Below are 19,209 nucleotides of genomic sequence, written 5' to 3' on the forward strand. Positions count from 1 at the left end.
TTTTACTGAGCTGCCTTTGCGTCATCACTTCTTGGGGTTCACAAAGCATTGCGCCTTGTCCACCAATTACTTCTTGAAACGATCGAACCTGCGACGGAATTTCTCAACGCGACCGGCGGTGTCCACGATGGTGTTCTGCGCGCCAGTGTAGAAGGGGTGAGATTCAGAGCTCACGTCCAATTTAATCATTGGGTATTCCTTGCCCTCGTGTTCGCCGTTTTCGCGGCTGGGTGCAGTAGAGCGGCAAATGAATTTAAAGCCGTTGGACATGTCCACGAACAAAACTTCGCGGTAATTTGGGTGAATGCCGTCTTTCATGAGATTCTCCGTTGCAGCCAACCCGACGGTCATTGATGACAGGGTCGAGTCACTTGCTGGTTGATTAGATAACCGCAAATTATAGATTCACCTTTTGGGTTGGTCAAGGAAAAGTCGCAAGCTTCTCTTGTCCGGCATTTCCAAAGCCACATCACCTCGCCTTTGCAATGCTTCTGATTCCGGCTTGATGATCCTTGCTTGGAACAGGCGAGGTGATGTGGCATTCAAACGGATCAAGGCGTCGATACCAACTGATCGACAAACCAAAGGTGCAATAAAAAACCGCTGGCCCGGTTCACACCCAGCCAGCGGCTCTGTCTTCAAGCAAAGAATGCCTGGCAACAGGTAACAGGGACAATTACATGCCCATGCCGCCCATACCACCCATTCCGCCCATGCCACCCATGTCAGGTGCAGAAGGCTTGTCATCGGCTGCGTCTGCCACCATGCAATCGGTGGTCAACATCAAGGAGGCGATCGACGCTGCATTTTGCAATGCAGTGCGGGTTACTTTGGTTGGATCCAAAACACCCATGTCGACCATGTCGCCATACTCGCCAGTGGCTGCGTTATAGCCGTAGTTGCCTTCGCCAGCCATCACATTGTTGGCCACTACAGATGATTCCTCGCCTGCGTTGGTCACGATCATGCGCAATGGCTCTTCCATGGCACGCAGAACAATCTTGATGCCTGCATCCTGGTCAGGGTTTGCACCCTTCAAGCCTTCGATTTTCGCACGGGCGCGTAACAAGGCTACGCCGCCGCCTGGCACAATGCCTTCTTCCACCGCTGCGCGCGTGGCGTGCAGGGCGTCTTCAACACGCGCTTTCTTTTCTTTCATTTCAACTTCAGTGGCTGCACCAACCTTGATTACGGCAACACCGCCAGCCAATTTGGCCACGCGCTCTTGCAGCTTTTCACGGTCGTAATCAGAGGAAGACCCTTCGATCTGGCCGCGAATCTGCTTTACGCGTGCTTCGATGTTTGCGCCTTCGCCTGCACCGTCGATGATGATGGTGTTTTCTTTGCCCACTTCAATGCGCTTGGCCTGACCCAGGTGTTCCAGGGTTACAGTTTCCAGGCTCATGCCGGTTTCTTCAGCAATCACAACGCCACCAGTCAAAATGGCGATGTCTTCCAGCATGGCTTTGCGGCGGTCGCCGAAACCGGGTGCCTTCACTGCACAAGTTTTCAAAATGCCGCGAATGTTGTTCACAACCAAAGTCGCCAAGGCTTCGCCTTCGATGTCTTCAGCAACAATCAACAGTGGGCGGCCAGCTTTGGCAACCTGTTCCAGGGTAGGCAGCAGGTCACGAATGTTGCTGATTTTCTTGTCGTGCAACAGCACGAAGGGGTTGTCCAGCGCAACAACCTGCTTTTCCTGGTTGTTGATGAAGTAAGGGCTCAGGTAGCCGCGGTCAAACTGCATGCCTTCAACCACGTCCAGCTCGTTGTCCAGGCTTTTGCCGTCTTCAACTGTAATTACGCCTTCCTTGCCCACTTTTTCCATGGCTTCAGCGATGATGTTGCCGATGGACTCGTCGCTGTTGGCGGAAATTGAACCCACTTGGGCAATTGCCTTGGTGGTGGCACAGGGCTTTGACAGCGTGCGCAATTCAACGATTGCCGCAGTTACTGCCTTGTCGATACCGCGCTTCAGGTCCATTGGGTTCATGCCGGCGGTTACAAACTTCATGCCTTCTTTCACAATCGCTTGTGCCAGAACTGTGGCTGTTGTTGTGCCGTCACCTGCGTTGTCTGAAGTGCGTGAAGCCACTTCTTTCACCATCTGTGCGCCCATGTTTTCGAACTTGTCTTTCAGTTCGATTTCTTTGGCAACAGAAACGCCGTCTTTGGTGATGGTGGGTGAGCCGAATGAACGCTCAAGAACCACATTGCGGCCACGTGGGCCCAAAGTTACTTTTACTGCATTGGCCAGAATGTTTACGCCACGCACCATGCGGCTGCGTGCGTCGTCGCCGAAAAATACTTCTTTAGCTGCCATGATTTGATCTTCCTCTTGAATTCTTTGTAATTAGGCTTCAATAACGCCCATGATGTCTTCTTCGCGCATAACCAGTACTTCCTTGCCATCTACCTTGATGGCCTGGCCTGCATACTTGCCGAACAACACGCGCTGGCCAACCTTGACATCCATACTGATCAGCTTGCCGCTGTCATCACGTTTGCCTGGGCCTACTGCAATCACTTCACCTTGATCAGGCTTCTCGGCGGCGGCTTCTGGAATAACGATGCCAGATGCTGTAGTGCGCTCGCTGTCGAGACGCTTCACGATCACGCGATCATGCAACGGACGAATGTTCATGGATACCACTCCTAAATTTGTCTTTAAATTGAATTGCTTGGTCAACTGACGGGTGCTTTGTTAGCACTCGCCGTCATCGAGTGCTAATAATAGGGGTGGGTGCCGTGTATTTCAAGGGGCATGGTGAAAAAAAGTTGTCTGCAAGCGGGGTGTCAGTCTGTTTTGTTTACACTAGGGCTCGATTCAACCCACACCAACAAGAATGAATAAAGCCAAGTCTGTGTTTATTGTCCTTTTCCTGCTTCTGATTAATTTAAGTTTGCTGCATGTTGCCACCATGAGTTGGCACAGCCCCTTGGGCGCGGGTTGGATGGGTGTTTTTGTATTGGCCTTGCCCAACTTCTATTTATTTGTCTGGATGTTTATGCGAAGGCGCGCGCGCACCTCGCGCAATTTACATTTGCTGATGGCCACCAACCTGATGGGCATCGCTTTGGTTTTGACTGACCCCGGCATGGAAGCCAATCCTTGGCCGCTTGTCATCGGTAACCTGCTTTTCTTTGGCAGCATTGCTTATATTTTTTGGTATTCCCATTTGGGCGATCGCAGCAATGCCATGCTGAATGAAGGCGAAAAGTTGCCCATGTTTGAACTGACGACTTTGGAAGGCAATGTATTCACAAGTGAACAATTCAAGGGTTCAGCCTGGTTGTTGATTTTTTATCGGGGCAATTGGTGTCCATTGTGCATGACCCAAATTGGCGAGGTGGCAGGGCGCTACATCGACCTTGATCGCCTCGGTGTAAAAGTTGCATTGATCAGTCCACAACCTGAACATAAAACCCTGGAATTGGCCAAGCGATTCGATGTGCCCATGCAGTTTTTCGTTGATGCGGATTTCAAGGCCAGCAAGAAGCTGAACCTAGTGCATGCCAATGGAGTGCCCTTTGGTTTGAAGTCGCTTGGGCATGGCGAAGACACGGCACTGCCCACCGTGTTGATGATCAACAAGCATGGTCGAATTGTGTATTCCGACCAAACTTCCAATTACCGGGTTCGACCCCAACCTGAGCAGTTTCTAGAAGTTGCTAGACAAAAGTTGGCAAGTCAAGAGGGGTAGTATCTGGCATACAAACGCTGCGAACGCGATGCAGCGGCAGCGCTATTTATCGAACATCGGCACTGGCTGCGGCTGCTGCGGCTTGAATGGCCGCCGCTTTTCGGATCCGACTGATCAGATCTTTATTGATTCTGCTTTCCATTTTTCGGTGGACAGGTTCTAGCGCTTTTCGCCAAGCTTGCAATTCGGCAGCGTCCAGATTCAAGACCGTTGTGTTTTTCGATTCCCGCACTTTGTTCAAAGCTTGCGAATTCAGCTTTTCAGCCTCTTCGTCATTTTTACGAGTGGCGTCGACCAGACTTCGTTCAAGTGTGGCACGAATGTCGGCTGGCAGGCTGTTCCAGAACTTGCGATTCACTATCACTGCGTAGCCCAAGTAACCATGGTTGGTGACTGCCACGTGTTTCTGCACCTCATGCATTTTCTTGGAGTACAAGTTTGAGGGCGGATTTTCGGTGCCGTCGACCAAGCCCGATTCCAATGCCGTGTGTACATCTGAAAAAGCCAAAGGAATTGGGGTTGCACCCAAAGCCTCCATTTGCGCTTCCAGAACCCTTGAGGGTTGAATGCGCATGCGTTTGCCCTTCAGGTCTACAGGCAGTCGAATGGGTGTGTTTGCACTCATTACCTTAAAACCATTGTCCCAGTATGCCAAACCCAAAATTCCTCTGTCTTCCAGTTGAGCGAGCAGTTCTCGCCCAATTTCACCTTGAGTAACCGCTTTTAGCACTTGCCGGTTCGGAAAAATATAGGGCAGATCGAACACCTCGAAATCACGCATTCCCAGCTGGCCGAATTTCGCCAGTGAAGGGGCCAGCATTTGAACGGCTCCCAATTGCAATGCCTCAAGTTCTTCGCGGTCTTTGTACAAAGAGGAGTTGGGGTAAACCTGCACCTTTACCTTTCCGCGGGTTCGTTCCTCAACCAGTCTTTTAAACTCCAAAGCGGCGATTCCCTTGGGTGTATTGTCTTCTACTACGTGGCTGAACCGAATAACAATGGGTGGAGCCGCGGTTGCAGCACCAGCGCCAAACAGGGCGAGCCCGAACAGAAGACCAAGTGCTGACAAATAATTCATGGTATGGACCGAGGGTATGTATTTAATGAAAATTCCAGAGTAAGACCAGAGCCACCATTGTGGGTTTCCACATCGCTGAAATATTCCTGATAATTCATGGCACTATCCTGCCATGCAAGTGTTCGTCCCCAACGCCCCCAATCTGAAAAAAATCAAGCGTCGCCAGGCGTTGCGCTTTGGTGTGCCGGTCCTTGTGTTCTTACTCTTAATGGCCTTGATGGTCGCCGCAGTTTACTACGCTCAGCAAGATGAACGTGACGAAAGTCAGTCGAAACTGATTGCTGACGCATTGTGGGCTCGTCAAAACATCCAGTTTCAAGTGGGGGGCCTAATCAATTCACTCCAGGCTTTGACCAATGATTCGCTGATTTATCCTTCCGACCGCCTGGCAAGCAGTGTGAATCAGCTTGGTCGAAGTTCAGGCGAACTCGTGGCGGTTTTTCGTGGTCCTGAATTAAGTCCATTGGTGAATCTGGATGAGAACTTTGATGATCTCGACCTTGAAACGGCTCGTCAATTAATTTCTGGAGCAGTTCGGCAGCGCGTGGAATCTCGGCTGGGCGGCTTGGTGGGGCCATTTCTTTTTCAGGGCAAAAACTATGCGGCCAGCGTCAGTGTGGCGCAGCGTGGCGATGCGGTTACAGTGGGATTGCTGGATCTGGATCTGATGCTTGAAAAGGAGTTGCCGTGGTGGTTTGCGCAAGACAACCAGGTTGAACTGCTCGACGCCAGTGGTGCCATTTTGTCTCGCTTGGTAAAGGCCAGCCCGGGGGCAGGGGTGTATGTGCACACCACTTCTTTGGAACTGGGAGGGCTCCAATTCCAACTAAGGGTCGACAGCATTCAGGAAGGCCCTCGATTGTTCAACTATGGTATTACCGGCGCATTGGCGTTTTTACTGCTTTTACTGCTGCTCAGCTTCATCATGTTGTGGCGTGATTCCCGGCGCCGACTTGAAATTGAAGCTCGTCTGGAAGAAGAAAAACTGTTTCGGCAATCGATGCAAGACTCGATGGCGGTGGGCTTGCGTGTCTGGGATCTTCAAGGTTTCATTCGCTATGTGAACCCAGCTTTTTGCAATATGGTCGGGTACAAGCCCGAAGATTTGATCGGGATTCCTCAGCCTTTGCCTTATTGGCCCAGTAAAAGCGCGGAAGAATACAAACGACTTGTTGCCGATGTCATTTCGGGCAACGCCCCACCCGAAGGGTTTGAGACGGTGTATCAACACCAAAGTGGCCGCTTGATTGATGTGCTGATCGTTGAGGCGCCACTGAAGGATGGTCGTGGCGTGCACACGGGCTGGATGAGTTCGGTGATTGACATCACTGACCGCAAACGATCCGAGTCTTTGATCGCCGAGCAGCAAGAAAAACTTCAGTCGGCTTCCAGATTTGCCTTGGTGGGCGAGGTGGCATCGAACATTGCGCATGAACTTAACCAGCCACTGGCCACCATGGTGTCGTATGCGCAGGCCGGCATGAATTTGAGCCAGCGTGGCGCCAGCATCGAAATGTACGCGCAGTTGTTTGAAAAACTTCGCGATCAGGCTCAGCGGGCAGGGCGAGTGGTAGGTTCGGTTCAGAACCTGGTACGAAAGCGTCGCCCCATGCGAGAAAATGTGCGAGTCGCGGATCTTATCGATTCCATTCGATTCATGGTGAATTCCACAGCCATGCTCCACCAGGTCCGTTTGCATTTTGACATCGGAACGCCAGACTTCATGCTGCACATTGACCGCATCATGGTAGAACAGGCTTTGGTGAATTTGGTGAAAAATGCATCGGAGGCCTTCATGGCCTCGCAGCGCATTCGCAATGTTTGGATTAGAACCCGGGTTCTCGACAATTCGTTCGAACTTTCAGTGCGTGATGATGGGCCGGGCTTGACACTGAACAACGCCAACAAAATGTTTGAGTCGCTTGTTTCAACCAAGCCGGATGGTCTAGGCTTGGGCTTAAGCCTTTGCAGGTCAGTGGCCGAATCACATGGCGGGCGTTTAAAGGCTGAGGCCGTTCCTACCGGGGGCACCTGCTTTACAATGGATTTGCCGATGGCGGTAAAAGAATCCATGGAAGGGGAACAATCAGTTGGAGTCAATTAAAAAAGTGCAGGTATTGTTGCTTGATGACGACGATGATTTGCGCGAGGGCATGAAGTGGATGTTCGAAACTGTGGATCTGCCCATGCAAGGCTATGCCACGTTTGATGCATTCAAAAATGGACTTGATGAACACGTAAATAGCGATGCCGCGCTCTGTTTGTTGCTGGACCTACGCATGCCCGACATGTCTGGACTCGAAGTGTTTGAGTGGCTGAAGCGTTCTGGTTACAGCCTTGATCGACTGCCAGTTATTTTCCTTACAGGTCATGGCGATATTTCCACTGCAGTCGAGTCTGTGAAAAATGGTGCCTTCGATTTTTACGAAAAACCCACCACAGACCAACGCTTGATTGAGCGCGTAAAACAAGCTTTGCAAAAATCGGGCGAATACCTGGTCAATCTGGAAGTATTGAAGCAGTGGTCAGAAAGAATTGACCGTCTTTCACCGCGTGAAAGGGAAGTGATGTTTCTGGTAGCCAAAGGCAAGCTGAACAAGGTCATTGCCTCTGATCTCGATATATCCATGAGAACCGTCGAGGTTCATCGAGCGAATGTTTTCGACAAGTTGAAAGTTCGGTCCGCCGCTGAACTGGCCACCTTGCTAAGTCGACTTAGCGACCGCCTGGGCTTTGATCAATTGGCCGGGCTGGAATAGACCTCGACCACGTTGGGCAGGGCAATTGCTTCGCCAAACAGTGGGCTAGACGTTTCGGGATGCAATTCAAGCACAAAGGCCCTGCGAGCCAATCTGTTGTCGCGCAGGTAGTTCTGTAAGGCGTCAAGTCTTTGGCTGGCCAAGGCTAGATCCAGTTCGGTGCTCCCTTCGGCGCGTGTGCTTGAGCGAATAAGGATTGGGCCTGATTTGCCAGTTTTGGTGGCGTCATTCAACGCATGTAGCTTGGGCAAGCAGTCTGGTGGTATTTCGCTTTCTCCTTTCTTAAAATGAATCAATAACTCAAGCGTTCGGTCCTCGCGCCGCAGCGTTAATTCTGCTGCGGTGCTTTGAGGTTCCGAAAGCGCATTCATTACCCCATTGAACAAATCAAAAGAAGGTTCACTTCCGCAGTGCAAACCTGGATCGCTCAGCTTCTGCAAGGCGTTCTCCACAGCTTGAGCTGCGTTTGGCCCGAGCAAACACGCCGCAACACCAAGGCTGGCAAACCAGCCTTTCATTTTTTTGGACCTTCAACAGTGTTGTCCGGAGTAACGGTAGTGGGCGCAGGCTCAGCTTGGGCAAAACTCACTTTGATTTGATTGGCCAGCAAGTGATAAATCGATGCAGGCAAAATGCGTTTGCTGACCTGGGTTGAAATGGCGGACACAAAAATCAGAGGCATGACCAGGTCGTGGTTGTCGACCATTTCCAGCACAATCACGAACGCAGTGATTGGGCAGTGTGTAACAGCGGACAAAACACCCACCATTGCCAGGAGCATCAATGGGGCGGTTTCACTGTTGGTCAGTTCTGCAAAAAAATGACCGAAGCCAGCACCAATTGAAAGCGTGGGAGAGAAAACACCGCCCGGCACACCGCTTGCAAATGACACCACAGTGGCCACCATCTTGGTCAGCCAGAACATGGGCGAAAGTTCTTCGCTGTCTTGTAGTGCCGCTTTGGTTTCTTCGTAGCCTGCACCAAATACTTCAGCGCCAAACACCAAAGCCATCAGTGAAAGAACTACACCGCATCCTGCCGCAAAGCGGTAAGGGAAACGGCTACGCAAGCCCCCCAGGTAGCTGGTGCGCGACACCAAAATCAACATGCTGCGGCCGTAAAGTCCGCCAACAATGCCGGTAAGAATGGCCAGGGTGAAAATAACAAGCCATTCTTGACCCCAATCAATGGTGGCATTGGAATAACCGAAATAAGAATAGTTGCCTTGTAAAATCAACGCCACCAAACCAGCCAGCACAATGGCCATGAGCAGGGCTGACGTGTGGCGCATGGTCTTGCGGCGCCCCAGTTCCTCAAAAGCGAACATCAATCCGCCCAGTGGCGTATTAAACGCAGCAGCCACCCCGGCCGCGCCGCCTGCAATAATCAATGAGCGTGTGTCGAAAAGCTTGGCGATGTTGGGGAACCTGCCTGCGTAGGCCATTAACGCCGCACCAATTTGTACTGTGGGGCCTTCACGACCTGCGGCTGCGCCGGCTGCAATCACGAAAGGAGTAATCAACAATTTGCCCAGAAAAGCGCGTGGCCCGAGAAGTCGGTTGATCAGGCGGGGCGAGGGGTGTTTGGTTACCTTGATGGCCTGCGGAATGCCGCTGCCGCCCGACCCCCAGAAGATGGTGTTGACCAGCCACAGTGCTGCCGGGAATACAACTGGTGGAAGCAGCAATGCAATCCACATGTGCTCGGCGAACAGTTCTTTGTTCCATTCACCCGCGAAGTCGGACATCCAAGCGAAACCTACAGCCAACAAGCCGACCAGCAGTGAGAATATATAAATTACCGAGACAATCATGCCCCGGTCGGCCATGAAACGGGACAGTCGAGCGCCTTGCGCAAGCCACTTGTTTTTTGAATTCGGCCGCACTGTGAGTGGTTTCCTGATTCGGTTGGTGAGCAACCCTCAAATTGTCGCATAAAAACAAAAAACCCTCAGTCTTTCAACTGAGGGTTTTAGTCGGGGTTTCCCCCGAAAAGCAACTTAACTGGGTTAGCTGGCTAAAATTTAGCCGGCGCGGCGGCGGCTGAAGCCACCACGGTCACCCATATTGCGTGCAGCATTTTCCTTGCGGGCACCCGAAGCGTGTTCACGCTTGGGGCCTGATGGAGCAGCGGCACCTTCGGCGCGGAATGCTGGGCGTGCACGTTCTTCTGAACGTGGGAAGCTTGGGCGTTCTACGTCGCGGTTCCATTTTTTAGGTGCATCCGAGTTACCGCCAAAACCGGCAGGCTTGCGGTCACCGAACGAAGGTTTGTCACCAAATGATTTGCGTTCACCGAATGGCTTGTCGCCAAATGATTTGCGCTCGCCGAAGGGCTTACGGTCACCGAAAGCAGGCTTGTCGCCGTAAGGCTTGCGATCACCGAAAGGTTTGCGGTCGCCGAAACTACGCTCTTCGCCTTGAACAAAAGGCTTGCGATCACCAAAGCTACGCTCTTCACGTGCTTCGAAGGGCTTGCGGTCACCGAATGGCTTGTCACCAAATGACTTGCGTTCACCGAAAGCTGGCTTGTCGCCATATGACTTGCGTTCTCCGAAAGCTGGCTTGTCGCCATATGACTTGCGCTCGCCAAAAGCTGGCTTGTCGCCGTACGATTTGCGCTCGCCACCACCGAAACTGCGGCCTTCTGAACGGCCACCGCTGTTGCCAGCGTAACCGCCACCACCTGAACGACCACGGCCACCGCTTGGCTTGCCGCCGCGTGGTGCCTGTGTGAAGTTGCCACGTGGCTCCAGACCTTCAACCTGCTCTTCAGGAATGCGTGAATTGATGAAACGCTCAATGCCACGAACACTGATGATGTCGCAGGCTTCAGCCAGGGTAACTGCCACGCCACTGCGGCCGGCACGGCCAGTACGGCCGATGCGGTGCACATAGTCTTCCGACTTCATGGGCATGCCGTAGTTGATTACGTGTGAAATTGCAGGCACGTCCAGGCCACGGGCCGCAACATCTGTTGCAACCAATACCTTGATGTCGCCTTTGCGAACGCTGGCCAAACGGCGGTTACGTACTACCTGTGGCATGCCACCGTGCAGGGCGCAAGCGCGAACACCTTCATCTGCCAAGTCGCGGGCCAGGTTTTCAGCGTCAATTTGTGTGCTTGTAAACACAACGGCTTGCACCATGTCTGGGTGCTCCAGCCAATGGTTCAGCAGCTTGCGCTTGTGGCCACGGTTGTCAGCCCACATCAATTTCTGCGAAATATCTGTGTTGGCTTCGTTTTGCGCGGCCATTTCAATGCGCTTTGGGTTGTTCATGATGTTTTCAGCCAAACCAATAATGCGCTTGGCAAAGGTGGCAGAGAACATCAGGGTTTGAATGCGGTTGCCGCACAGGTGGTCGATTGCTTCCAGGTCTTCAGAGAAGCCAAGGTCAAGCATACGATCTGCTTCGTCAACGATCAGAGTGGTTACGGTGCTCAAATTCAACTTGCCTTGCTGGGCCAGGTCGAGCAAGCGGCCAGGTGTACCAACTACAATACGTGCGCCACGCAGGCTGGCCATTTGCTTGCCGTAAGGCATGCCGCCAACCACAGTTGCCACGCGAACACCCTTGGTGAATTTCACCAGGTTGATGGCGTCTTGACTAACCTGTTGGGCCAGTTCACGGGTTGGGCACAGTACCAGGCATTCCGGGCCAGCCATCATTTCCATGGGGCTTTGTTCGCCAGTCATCATGCGGTGCATAACGGGCAGCAGGAAACCAAAAGTTTTGCCGCTACCAGTTTGGCTGGAAACCATAAGGTCGCCGCCGTCTTTGCCAAGGGGCACGACTTCTTGTTGTACGAGTGTAGGGGCAGTAATGTTTAAAGCGTTCAGGGCTTGCAGCAAAGGCGCGGCAAGACCCATGTCATCAAATGACATAGACATGATAAAAGTTCCAATTCGATGTGGACTTAAAAATTCATCGACGAACAGAAATAAGACGACGCGGCTGGGAACATTGTTGTTCCGGATGGTCGCAAGAGAACTGGCGGCGATGGGCAAAGCACAGCTTCAAGAGCATGTGCCAACAAAGGCAACCCAACGCGGTCCAATGGTGAAATCGTGAAAACGACCCGTTGATTTGCAATCTGGACCGAAGTCTACTGGTTTTGTGTGCAATGCACAAGGGAAGATTGTGAATAAAGCATCAATTAGAAGAAAAACACCACGGTCACACCATTTGCCTATCAATATTTCCTGGATCCGGACGTTATCACCTACAGAGGTAGTCAATCAGGACAGGACCGGGTTATGAAAAAACTGAAAATATTGATGGTTGCCAGCGCGGCAACCATGTTGAGCTCGTGCGATCTATCGCAGATTCCCGGGCTGGATGGCAAGCTGTCGATCGAAGACAGCAAAGCGGTGGGTGCCGCATGTCGGCATTCAGGCCGCGCGCTTGAGGATTGTTTCACCATGAATCCGAACACTTACCAATCTGGGGTGTTTGAAGGTTGGCGCGAAATGAATGACTACATGATTGCCAATGGCTTGGATGTGGTGAAACCCGAAATACGAAATTCGGCATTCAAGCCCGAGCCGACATCGATGAACCAAGGTGCGCTGGCGGCGCCTGAGCAGACTGCCGGAACCGAGCCTGCGGGTGAATCGCTGGAAACAGTACCATTGGCGCAAGGCCGACAGCGATGGGTGCCCAAAGGTGTCGAATCGCCTGCTAATGTAACGCCCCAACCGGAGGTGGCCGCTGGCAAGGTGGAAGATGACTTACCCGAACCAGCTACTTTGACCGAAGAGCCGGCTACCGAAAAAGCGCCAGCGCAAGATCTACCTGCACGTCCTTGGGAGCGCAAGAAAGATCCCAAGAAACACACCTGATTGATCGCTGCACATTGTGTAAGGTGACGTGGGTGATATCCTGAAAGTTCACGATCAACTTTCAGGATTTGCAGCGTGCCACTTGGTATTCCCAGCTCTGTTTCTCATCAACTTTCTTTGACGTTTGTTCTGCTGATCGGCCTGACTCTGGCCCAATTTAGCTGGGCCAATACGCCCGATCCAACCACGCGTGCCTTTCCCTCAGCGGTTACACAAAGCTTTGTAAAAAAAGGCATCGCCAATAATGAATTCACAGCTTATGCGCTGCCGATTGCGCCTTTTGTGAAACGCAACCCCCAAGCTTATTCACATGGGTCCACTCAGTTGGTGAACCCGGCTTCAGTGGCCAAGGTGTTCACCACGGGATTGGCTTTGCAGGCGCTGGAATCAACCTATCGATTCAAAACAGGTTTTCATGTGGGGGCTGAACCCGTCGACGGAGTGCTCAATGGCGCTCTGTACATCAAAGGCAGCGGCGACCCGGCATTTTTAACAGGCGACTTGTGGTCGTCGCTGCGCCAACTCAGAACCAAGGGCGTGGACGTCATCAATGGCCCCGTGGTTCTTGATGATTCGGCATTCAGCGAACAAATGCCCAGCTTGGGTTTGGCAGAAGACGACGCTTTTGACGACGCACCCCACCGCGCTTACCACGCCCAACCCGATGCGTTGTTGATGAACTTTGGCGCCATGTCGATTGATTTGAAACTGAATGAAAATACCTTGGTGGTGGTGCCTGAGGAGGCACCGCGTGGCTGGGCTTTCGTGTCAGAGGTCAACTTGACCAATGGTGGGTGTGGTGCGTGGAAAAATGGCATGTCAATTGATTTTGCCAAGTCGGGGCAAAACGTCGTGGTAACCGTGAAGGGCAATTACCCGCGCAAGTGTGGTCAATCGCGTCTTCCCATTCGCGTGCCTGTTCAAGACTGGCTGTGGGAGTCGTGGGTCAAGGAAATCTGGGTGCAATTGGGTGGGAAATTTTCAGGCCCACAAGGGGGCCAGGTGATCAAGGGAATAACCCCGGTCAATACAATTGCCTTGTACACCCATTATGGCAAACCAATAAGTGATTTGGTCAAGCAGATCAATAAATGGTCGAGCAATGTGATGGCTCGCCATTTGGAGTTGGCAGTTGCAGGTACGCCCGAGTTGTTCAATCAGCAAATGAAGGAATGGTTGAGAACCCAAGGCATAGCATCGCAAGATTGGTTTTTTGAAAACGGGTCTGGGCTTTCCCGCAATACCCGAATTGATGCCAAAGGCCTGACCGAGTTTTTGCGCTACATGGCGACTCGCTCGGACTTTCCTGATTTTCTGGCCAGTTTTCCGCGTGCAGGTGCCGACGGAACCTTGAATCGACGTGTGAACAATGTGGCTGGATTTGCCTATTTGAAAACTGGTAGTTTGAACGGTGTCCGCTCACTGGGCGGGTACCTGAGAGACCGAGAAGGGCAGATGTGGGCTGTCGGTATTTTGGTGAAAAGTCCAAAGGCTTGGGACAGCTGGGTTCCCATGGAAAGCTTGCTGGAATTTCTTTACAGAGCGGAGTCACAATAGGCAAAATTTAGGAGCTTGCCCGCAAGCCTTGCCAAATCTGGGTTTTCCTTTGTTAGACTGAACCATTACTTTTAACAACCAGCATGAGGTCACAATTATGGACAACAACAAAGAGAAGCTGTTTAGCGACATGAAAATTGTTTTGAGCGATGCAGAAGATTTGTTGAAAGCGGCCGCATCTTCTTCTGGCGAACGCGCAGTTGAACTGCGTGAAAAGGCTTTGGTGAGCTTGCGCCGTGCCAAAGAAGTGATGCAAGACGCACAATCGGCAGTTGTTGAAAAAGGCAAGGCAGCAGCGCGCGCCACCGATGATTATGTACACGACAATCCCTGGAAAGCAGTGGGTGTGGCCGCAGCAGTGGGCTTCGTGCTGGGTTTAATCATTAACCGCCGCTAGAGCACGCTGTGCTGAATTCAAACTCCAGGTCTGCTTTCAAGCGCGTTGTGGTCAGCTTGTTGGGCATGGGCCAAACCCGCCTTGAGTTGGCCGGTGTTGAATTGGCCCAGGCTCGCCAAAGCACAGTACAAACAGTGCTTTGGTCTTTGTTGACGGCGCTTGCATTGGCGTTCGCCTCGCTGATGATTTGCGTTTTGGTCATTGTGTTGGCCTGGGATACTTACCGATACATTGCAATTGCTGCTTGCATTGCTTTTTATTTGGTGATGGGTGCGTACTTTTACATGAAGTTGAAAGACACACTTGCCGCCCAACCTCCCTTGTTTGAAGCCACCATCGCTGAATTGGGCCGCGACAAGCAGGCTGTTTTGAACAGTTTGGCCGCTGATGCTTCAGCCAATTCCTCCCGGGGCCAATCATGAGCAAAAAATTCAATGCCCTGGAAGCGAAAAAGGAATTGCTCATGATGAAGGCCGAGCTTGAGCGAATGGAAATGGGTGCGAATGTTCAAGACCTTCGCGCAGGTTTCGCTTGGGTGAATGTGTTCAAGCAATTCAGTGGTTGGCTGGGGCGGCGCAATATGCGGGCTTTGGGGCCATTGGCCAGCTTTGGCGGTCCGCGAGTACAAGAAGGGCTGAGAAAATACCCTTTGTTGGGCATGGTGGCTTCTTCAGTCTTGCTGCGGTTTAGCGCACCCATTGCTAAAGTTGCATTGAAAGCGGGCCTGGGCGCGGCAGTTTTGGCTTTGGGTACATTTTGGTTTCAAACGAGGAGCCCATGGGCACCTCGCGCTTTACCGAATGATTCTGTTACTTCTACAAACCCAAGCGACTCATAAGTTCTCGAACGCGCTCGTCGAGCTTGGGGTCGGGCTGAATGCTTCGGCCCCACTCCCGGGTGGTTTCTCCTGGCCACTTGTTGGTGGCATCCAGACCCATTTTTCCGCCTAATCCACTGACCGGGCTTGCAAAATCCAGGTAATCAATGGGTGTGTTTTGAATCAAGACTGTGTCGCGAACCGGGTCCATGCGGGTGGTGATCGCCCAAATTACCTCTTTCCAGTCACGTGCATTCACGTCGTCGTCGACCACCACAATAAACTTGGTGTACATGAACTGGCGCAAAAAGCTCCACGCGCCCATCATCACGCGCTTGGCATGCCCTGCATAAGCTTTCTTCATTGAAATTACGGCCATGCGGTAGCTGCAGCCTTCTGGTGGCAGATAAAAGTCCACGATCTCCGGAAACTGTTTTTGCAGAATCGGCACGAACACTTCGTTCAAGGCCACGCCCAGCACTGCAGGTTCATCAGGCGGTTTACCCGTGTAAGTGCTGTGGTAAATCGCATCGTCTCGCAGGGTAATGCGGTCTACGGTAAACACAGGGAACCAGTCTTGCTCGTTGTAGTAGCCAGTGTGGTCGCCATAAGGGCCTTCCAGCGCGCAGTCCCAGCCTTTTAAATAGCTGGGCACTGGCGGTGGTTCACGCAGCACGGTAACGCCTTCCCGAAGTTCAGGCACCTGCCCATCGCTTCGGCCTTGGCGTGCTTTCACGGCAATGGGGTGGTCGTAGGGGTAAATATGGCCTTCAAGCACCATTTCCGCTTCGGCGGGTACCTGCAGTTCATTGCCCTTGCAGGCGATCAGTTCGGTACGGCTGCCACGCAACAAGCCCGCGAACTGGTATTCCGACAAGGTATCGGGCACTGGTGTAACGGCACCTAAAATGGTGGCCGGGTCTGCACCCAGTGCCACTGAAATTGGGAAGGGCTGGCCTGGGTACTTTAATGCATGGTCGCGGAAATCGAGCGCACCGCCACGGTGGGCTAGCCAGCGCATGATTAACCTGTTTTTGCCCACCTGTTGTTGGCGGTAAATGCCCAGGTTTTGGCGTTTCCTGTTCGGGCCTTTCGTTACAACCAAACCCCAGGTAAGCAAGGGGGCAGCATCGTCAGGCCAGCAAGTCCAGATTGGGATTTGGTTTAGGTCGACATCTGGGCCTTCAATCACATTGTCCTGGCAAGGTGCTTTGCTGACCACCTTCGGGGCCATGGATAAAACCTGCTTCACCAACGGCAACTTGTCCAGCGCGTCTCGCATACCTTTTGGGGGTTCAGGTTCTTTTAAATAGGCCAACGTGCGTCCAATTTCCCGCAAAGCCTCTGTATTGCTGGCACCCATGCCCATTGCCACACGCTTTGGCGTGCCAAACAGATTGCCCAATACCCTGTATTTGTAGCCTTTGGGCGCGTCAAATAGCAATGCAGGGCCTTCTGCGCGCAGTACTCGGTCGCAAAGGTGGGTCATTTCCAGATGTGGGCTGACCGATTCCGGGACACGTTGAAGTTCCCCTTCTTTGTAGAGCAAATCAATGAAGTCTCGAAGGTTTTTGTATCGCATTGTGAAAAAAACTGCCTATTTGTGGTCCGGATGGAACAGTTCACAAGATGTAACAACCCACACCTAGAAGGCTTTTTCAAGCCCCCCAAAAGCGCATAAGACGTGGTTTTGGGGGTGTGGAACTGTTTTGAGTAGAACGACTCTACCAGATTTTGGATTGACCCTAGAGCAGGTTGACCCTAGAATCCGCTCAGCTTAATGACAGATACAAGCTCTGTCACACAAACGCAGTTGGAGGGCAAAACTCAAGGGAACTTGAGTCAACCTAACTTCATCTTAAGAGTGTTTTAGCCGCGCAGTATTTGTAAGGAATGGTTAAAGCAGAACGTTCTGCCTCACGGACAAAATGGAGGCAGATGCAACGCTGAGTCAAACAATGCAGGGTTAAGCCTGCGTTTGCGTAGCAGAGGAGGTTGCATGAAGCAGTACGAAACCGTTCTGAGCGTCAATGGCCAGTTGGTCGAACCTCAGAGTTATAAACAGTCTTTGCGAAAAGCCTTTACAGGCCTGGGTGTAGCAACATCCGTGCTGGTCTTAGGTGCAGTAGCAATATTGTTTTCGAATGCCGAACTTCGAAGTCAGGTATTTTTCTCGGCTCCGGTGCAGGCAATATTTGCGGCGGAACTGGACTTGGTCAGCACAGGCTTGGCAGCCGGTGGCGTTGAAGTCAACGATGGCAGCAACCATGCGGACTCAACAGGCTCGTCGTCGAACGGCATGATGCCAGTAAAGTTCAATTCAATTGATTCAAGCAAGCCTTTGACTGCTGGTCAGCGTCAAATTACATCGTATCTGGCCAAGCGCTACAGTGTCTCGCCAGAGGCAGTCGAATCGATTGTTCGACTGGCTTACAAAGTTGGCAAAGAAGAAAAGGTCGAGCCGACTTTGATTCTGGCGATTGTAGGCATCGAGTCTTCTTACAATCCGTTCGCAGCAAGCCCAGTGGGTGCACGTGGCCTGATGCAGATCATGCCAAAGATTCACAAAGACAAGTTTGAAGCATTGTCGCCTGGCGATTGGTCGCCTTTGAATCCTGAAATGAATATGCGTGTGGGTGCGAAGATTATTCGCGAATACACTCGCCGTACAGGTTCAGTCAACGCCGGTTTGCGCTGGTATGTGGGCGCGGCAATTCATGGCAACGACGGTGGTTACCCAGGCAAAGTGCTGGCTTTAAAGTCCAGGATTGATTCTGTGCACCAGCAGGGTCAAATGGTGGCTTCACGCGGAAATGCAGAAAAAGTTTCTGCGGTGACTGTGGCTGGTACTGAAGGTTAAACTGCTTTCGGTGAGCCGGTTTGGTTGAACTGATTAATGCGCTCGATGGCAATTTGCAGATTTTCCATCGAGTTGGCGTACGAAAACCGCATCATTTCATTGCCCCGGTATTGTGAGAAGTCTTTGCCGGGCACCGCACACACCCATGCTTTTTCCAAAAGGTCTTTGCAGTAGTCTTCACTGCTGTAGGGAGATTTCGCGTAAATATAAAACGCAGAGTCTGGGGTGGAATGCAGCTCAATGCCCGCGCCAGGCAGGGCATGAACCATGAAATCGCGGCGTGCCTTGAATAGTTTTCTGCGCTCTTCACAAATGGCCAGGGTTTCAGCCTGAAAACAGGCCAACGCTGCCCACTGTGCCGGGGTGTTGGGGCAAATGCTCAGGTTTTGAGCGAATCGTTCAATGGCAGGCAACAGGTTTTCGGGCACCACCATCCAGCCCAAGCGCAAACCGGTCATTCCAAAATACTTTGAAAAGCTGTTGATCACCAGCAGTGGCATCTGTTCGCTTGGCGCGCCTGTAACTTGCAACACGCTTTGCGCTGGGTGGTCGTAGCACAGCGATTGATATATTTCATCCACAATAATGAAGCCCCCACGCGTTGCCACGCCCGCAGTAATTTCTTTCATTGCGGTGGCAGTAAGTTGCGTGCCCGTGGGGTTATTGGGTGATGCCAGCAGCACACCGGCTGTTTTTTCAGTCCAGTGTTTTGAAAGATCAGCCCAGCTTGGCTGAAAGTTTTCTTCCTCTGCCGTTTGCACAAAAGCCGGGGTGCCGCCTGTCATTTGTATGAAAGTTTTGTTGCAGGGGTAGCCTGGGTCGGCCAGCAGTACTTCGTTGCCAGGGTTCACAAGCGCCAGGCAGGCGTACATCAGCGCGGCTGATGCACCTGAGGTGATCACGATTTGGTTCGCGGGAACCTGAACCTGAAAAGCACTTCGATAGTAGTCGCTGACTGCCTGGCGAAGCTCTGGCAAGCCCAGTGCTGCGGTGTAGCGAGTTTTATTGGTCGATATGGCCTGAACCAGCGCCTGTTGTACTGGCTCGGGCATGGGAAAGTCGGGTTCGCCGATTGACAGGTGAATCACCGGCTTGCCCTGGGCTTCAAGAGCGTTGGCGTGCTTAACCAATTCCATGACATGGAAGGGCTGCACCAATGTACTGAGTTCGGACTGCTTCAATTTTTCACCATTG

18 protein-coding genes are annotated in these 19,209 nt (G+C 52.2%); 9 read left to right on the forward strand and 9 right to left on the reverse strand.

Translation table 11 applies throughout. The annotated features are described in order from the left end of the window. Positions 1–66 precede the first annotated feature (66 nt). From NSP04_RS06405 to NSP04_RS06415, 3 genes are all read right to left on the reverse strand, one after another. Positions 67–318: a type B 50S ribosomal protein L31 gene (locus tag NSP04_RS06405; RefSeq protein WP_257511515.1), complete on the reverse strand. Its 252-nt coding sequence runs from the start codon at positions 316–318 to the stop codon at positions 67–69. 358 nt (positions 319–676) lie between these two features. Beyond that, the gene (gene groL / locus NSP04_RS06410; protein ID WP_257511516.1) at positions 677–2,323 is read right to left on the reverse strand and encodes a chaperonin GroEL; all 1,647 of its coding nucleotides are present in this window, start codon (positions 2,321–2,323) and stop codon (positions 677–679) included. 30 nt (positions 2,324–2,353) lie between these two features. Continuing rightward, positions 2,354–2,644, reverse strand: coding sequence for a co-chaperone GroES (locus NSP04_RS06415; RefSeq protein WP_257511517.1), 291 nt, complete (start codon positions 2,642–2,644; stop codon positions 2,354–2,356). 202 nt (positions 2,645–2,846) lie between these two features. Between NSP04_RS06415 and NSP04_RS06420 the strand changes: the two genes are divergently transcribed. Beyond that, positions 2,847–3,704, forward strand: a complete 858-nt coding sequence (locus NSP04_RS06420) for a peroxiredoxin family protein (protein ID WP_257511518.1) — start codon at positions 2,847–2,849, stop codon at positions 3,702–3,704. Between the two features lie 46 nt (positions 3,705–3,750). Here the strand turns inward: NSP04_RS06420 and NSP04_RS06425 are convergent, their stop codons facing one another. Beyond that, on the reverse strand, positions 3,751–4,782 hold the full coding sequence (locus NSP04_RS06425) for a TRAP transporter substrate-binding protein (protein WP_257511519.1): 1,032 nt from the start codon (positions 4,780–4,782) through the stop codon (positions 3,751–3,753). Positions 4,783–4,894: 112 nt separating this feature from the next. Between NSP04_RS06425 and NSP04_RS06430 the strand changes: the two genes are divergently transcribed. Together NSP04_RS06430 and NSP04_RS06435 are read left to right on the forward strand one after the other, a co-directional pair. Then, the gene (locus tag NSP04_RS06430; protein WP_257511520.1) at positions 4,895–6,886 is read left to right on the forward strand and encodes a two-component system sensor histidine kinase NtrB; all 1,992 of its coding nucleotides are present in this window, start codon (positions 4,895–4,897) and stop codon (positions 6,884–6,886) included. Further along, positions 6,873–7,541 (forward strand): response regulator transcription factor, encoded by a 669-nt coding sequence (locus NSP04_RS06435; RefSeq protein WP_257511521.1) that lies wholly within the window; start codon positions 6,873–6,875, stop codon positions 7,539–7,541. The genes NSP04_RS06430 and NSP04_RS06435 overlap by 14 nt, the downstream gene beginning before the upstream one ends. Here NSP04_RS06435 and NSP04_RS06440 read toward each other — a convergent pair. From NSP04_RS06440 to NSP04_RS06450, 3 genes are all read right to left on the reverse strand, one after another. After that, a complete protein-coding gene (locus NSP04_RS06440) occupies positions 7,520–8,059 on the reverse strand; it encodes an OmpA family protein (RefSeq protein WP_257511522.1) in 540 nt (179 codons plus the stop codon). The genes NSP04_RS06435 and NSP04_RS06440 overlap by 22 nt on opposite strands. Further along, positions 8,056–9,426 carry a chloride channel protein gene (locus tag NSP04_RS06445; protein ID WP_257511523.1) on the reverse strand — a complete coding sequence of 457 codons (1,371 nt, stop codon included), beginning with the start codon at positions 9,424–9,426 and terminating at the stop codon, positions 8,056–8,058. The genes NSP04_RS06440 and NSP04_RS06445 overlap by 4 nt, the downstream gene beginning before the upstream one ends. A 138-nt stretch (positions 9,427–9,564) precedes the next feature. Beyond that, complete coding sequence (locus NSP04_RS06450; RefSeq protein ID WP_257511524.1) at positions 9,565–11,433, reverse strand: DEAD/DEAH box helicase; 1,869 nt, start codon at positions 11,431–11,433, stop codon at positions 9,565–9,567. A gap of 366 nt (positions 11,434–11,799) precedes the next feature. On the opposite strand from NSP04_RS06450, the gene NSP04_RS06455 reads away from it, so the two are divergent. From NSP04_RS06455 to NSP04_RS06475, 5 genes are all read left to right on the forward strand, one after another. After that, positions 11,800–12,384 carry a hypothetical protein gene (locus NSP04_RS06455; RefSeq protein WP_257511525.1) on the forward strand — a complete coding sequence of 195 codons (585 nt, stop codon included), beginning with the start codon at positions 11,800–11,802 and terminating at the stop codon, positions 12,382–12,384. Positions 12,385–12,501: 117 nt separating this feature from the next. Then, positions 12,502–13,941: a D-alanyl-D-alanine carboxypeptidase/D-alanyl-D-alanine endopeptidase gene (gene dacB / locus NSP04_RS06460; protein ID WP_257511526.1), complete on the forward strand. Its 1,440-nt coding sequence runs from the start codon at positions 12,502–12,504 to the stop codon at positions 13,939–13,941. Between the two features lie 94 nt (positions 13,942–14,035). Then, complete coding sequence (locus NSP04_RS06465; RefSeq protein WP_257511653.1) at positions 14,036–14,338, forward strand: ElaB/YgaM/YqjD family protein; 303 nt, start codon at positions 14,036–14,038, stop codon at positions 14,336–14,338. An 8-nt stretch (positions 14,339–14,346) separates the two neighbouring features. Then, positions 14,347–14,760 carry a phage holin family protein gene (locus NSP04_RS06470; RefSeq protein ID WP_257511527.1) on the forward strand — a complete coding sequence of 138 codons (414 nt, stop codon included), beginning with the start codon at positions 14,347–14,349 and terminating at the stop codon, positions 14,758–14,760. Next, a complete protein-coding gene (locus tag NSP04_RS06475) occupies positions 14,757–15,176 on the forward strand; it encodes a hypothetical protein (protein ID WP_257511528.1) in 420 nt (139 codons plus the stop codon). Before NSP04_RS06470 ends, NSP04_RS06475 begins: the two co-directional genes overlap by 4 nt. On the opposite strand, the gene NSP04_RS06480 is transcribed toward NSP04_RS06475, so the two are convergent. Continuing rightward, a complete protein-coding gene (locus tag NSP04_RS06480; RefSeq protein WP_257511529.1) occupies positions 15,154–16,737 on the reverse strand; it encodes a UbiD family decarboxylase in 1,584 nt (527 codons plus the stop codon). The two genes, NSP04_RS06475 and NSP04_RS06480, sit on opposite strands and share 23 nt — an antisense overlap. 417 nt (positions 16,738–17,154) lie before the next feature. Here NSP04_RS06480 and NSP04_RS06485 point away from each other — a divergent pair, with 417 nt between their 5' ends. Continuing rightward, complete coding sequence (locus tag NSP04_RS06485) at positions 17,155–18,015, forward strand: lytic transglycosylase domain-containing protein (RefSeq protein WP_257511530.1); 861 nt, start codon at positions 17,155–17,157, stop codon at positions 18,013–18,015. Here the strand turns inward: NSP04_RS06485 and NSP04_RS06490 are convergent. Then, positions 18,012–19,196, reverse strand: a complete 1,185-nt coding sequence (locus NSP04_RS06490) for an aminotransferase class I/II-fold pyridoxal phosphate-dependent enzyme (RefSeq protein WP_257511531.1) — start codon at positions 19,194–19,196, stop codon at positions 18,012–18,014. The genes NSP04_RS06485 and NSP04_RS06490 overlap by 4 nt on opposite strands. Between the last annotated feature and the right edge of the window lie 13 nt (positions 19,197–19,209).

Origin of the sequence: Limnobacter parvus (assembly GCF_024623725.1) — a bacterium.
Classification (GTDB): Bacteria; Pseudomonadota; Gammaproteobacteria; order Burkholderiales; family Burkholderiaceae_B; genus Limnobacter; species Limnobacter parvus.

Bases quoted from the DNA above. Each gene is read 5' to 3' on its own strand.
- NSP04_RS06440 (WP_257511522.1), bottom strand. From the start codon at position 8,059: ATGAAAGGCTGGTTTGCCAGCCTTGGTGTTGCGGCGTGTTTGCTCGGG.
- NSP04_RS06455 (WP_257511525.1), top strand. From the start codon at position 11,800: ATGAAAAAACTGAAAATATTGATGGTTGCCAGCGCGGCAACCATGTTG.
- NSP04_RS06480 (WP_257511529.1), bottom strand. From the start codon at position 16,737: ATGCGATACAAAAACCTTCGAGACTTCATTGATTTGCTCTACAAAGAA.
- NSP04_RS06405 (WP_257511515.1), bottom strand. From the start codon at position 318: ATGAAAGACGGCATTCACCCAAATTACCGCGAAGTTTTGTTCGTGGAC.
- NSP04_RS06420 (WP_257511518.1), top strand. From the start codon at position 2,847: ATGAATAAAGCCAAGTCTGTGTTTATTGTCCTTTTCCTGCTTCTGATT.
- NSP04_RS06430 (WP_257511520.1), top strand. From the start codon at position 4,895: ATGCAAGTGTTCGTCCCCAACGCCCCCAATCTGAAAAAAATCAAGCGT.
- NSP04_RS06425 (WP_257511519.1), bottom strand. From the start codon at position 4,782: ATGAATTATTTGTCAGCACTTGGTCTTCTGTTCGGGCTCGCCCTGTTT.
- NSP04_RS06450 (WP_257511524.1), bottom strand. From the start codon at position 11,433: ATGTCTATGTCATTTGATGACATGGGTCTTGCCGCGCCTTTGCTGCAA.
- NSP04_RS06415 (WP_257511517.1), bottom strand. From the start codon at position 2,644: ATGAACATTCGTCCGTTGCATGATCGCGTGATCGTGAAGCGTCTCGAC.
- groL (WP_257511516.1), bottom strand. From the start codon at position 2,323: ATGGCAGCTAAAGAAGTATTTTTCGGCGACGACGCACGCAGCCGCATG.
- NSP04_RS06475 (WP_257511528.1), top strand. From the start codon at position 14,757: ATGAGCAAAAAATTCAATGCCCTGGAAGCGAAAAAGGAATTGCTCATG.
- NSP04_RS06485 (WP_257511530.1), top strand. From the start codon at position 17,155: ATGAAGCAGTACGAAACCGTTCTGAGCGTCAATGGCCAGTTGGTCGAA.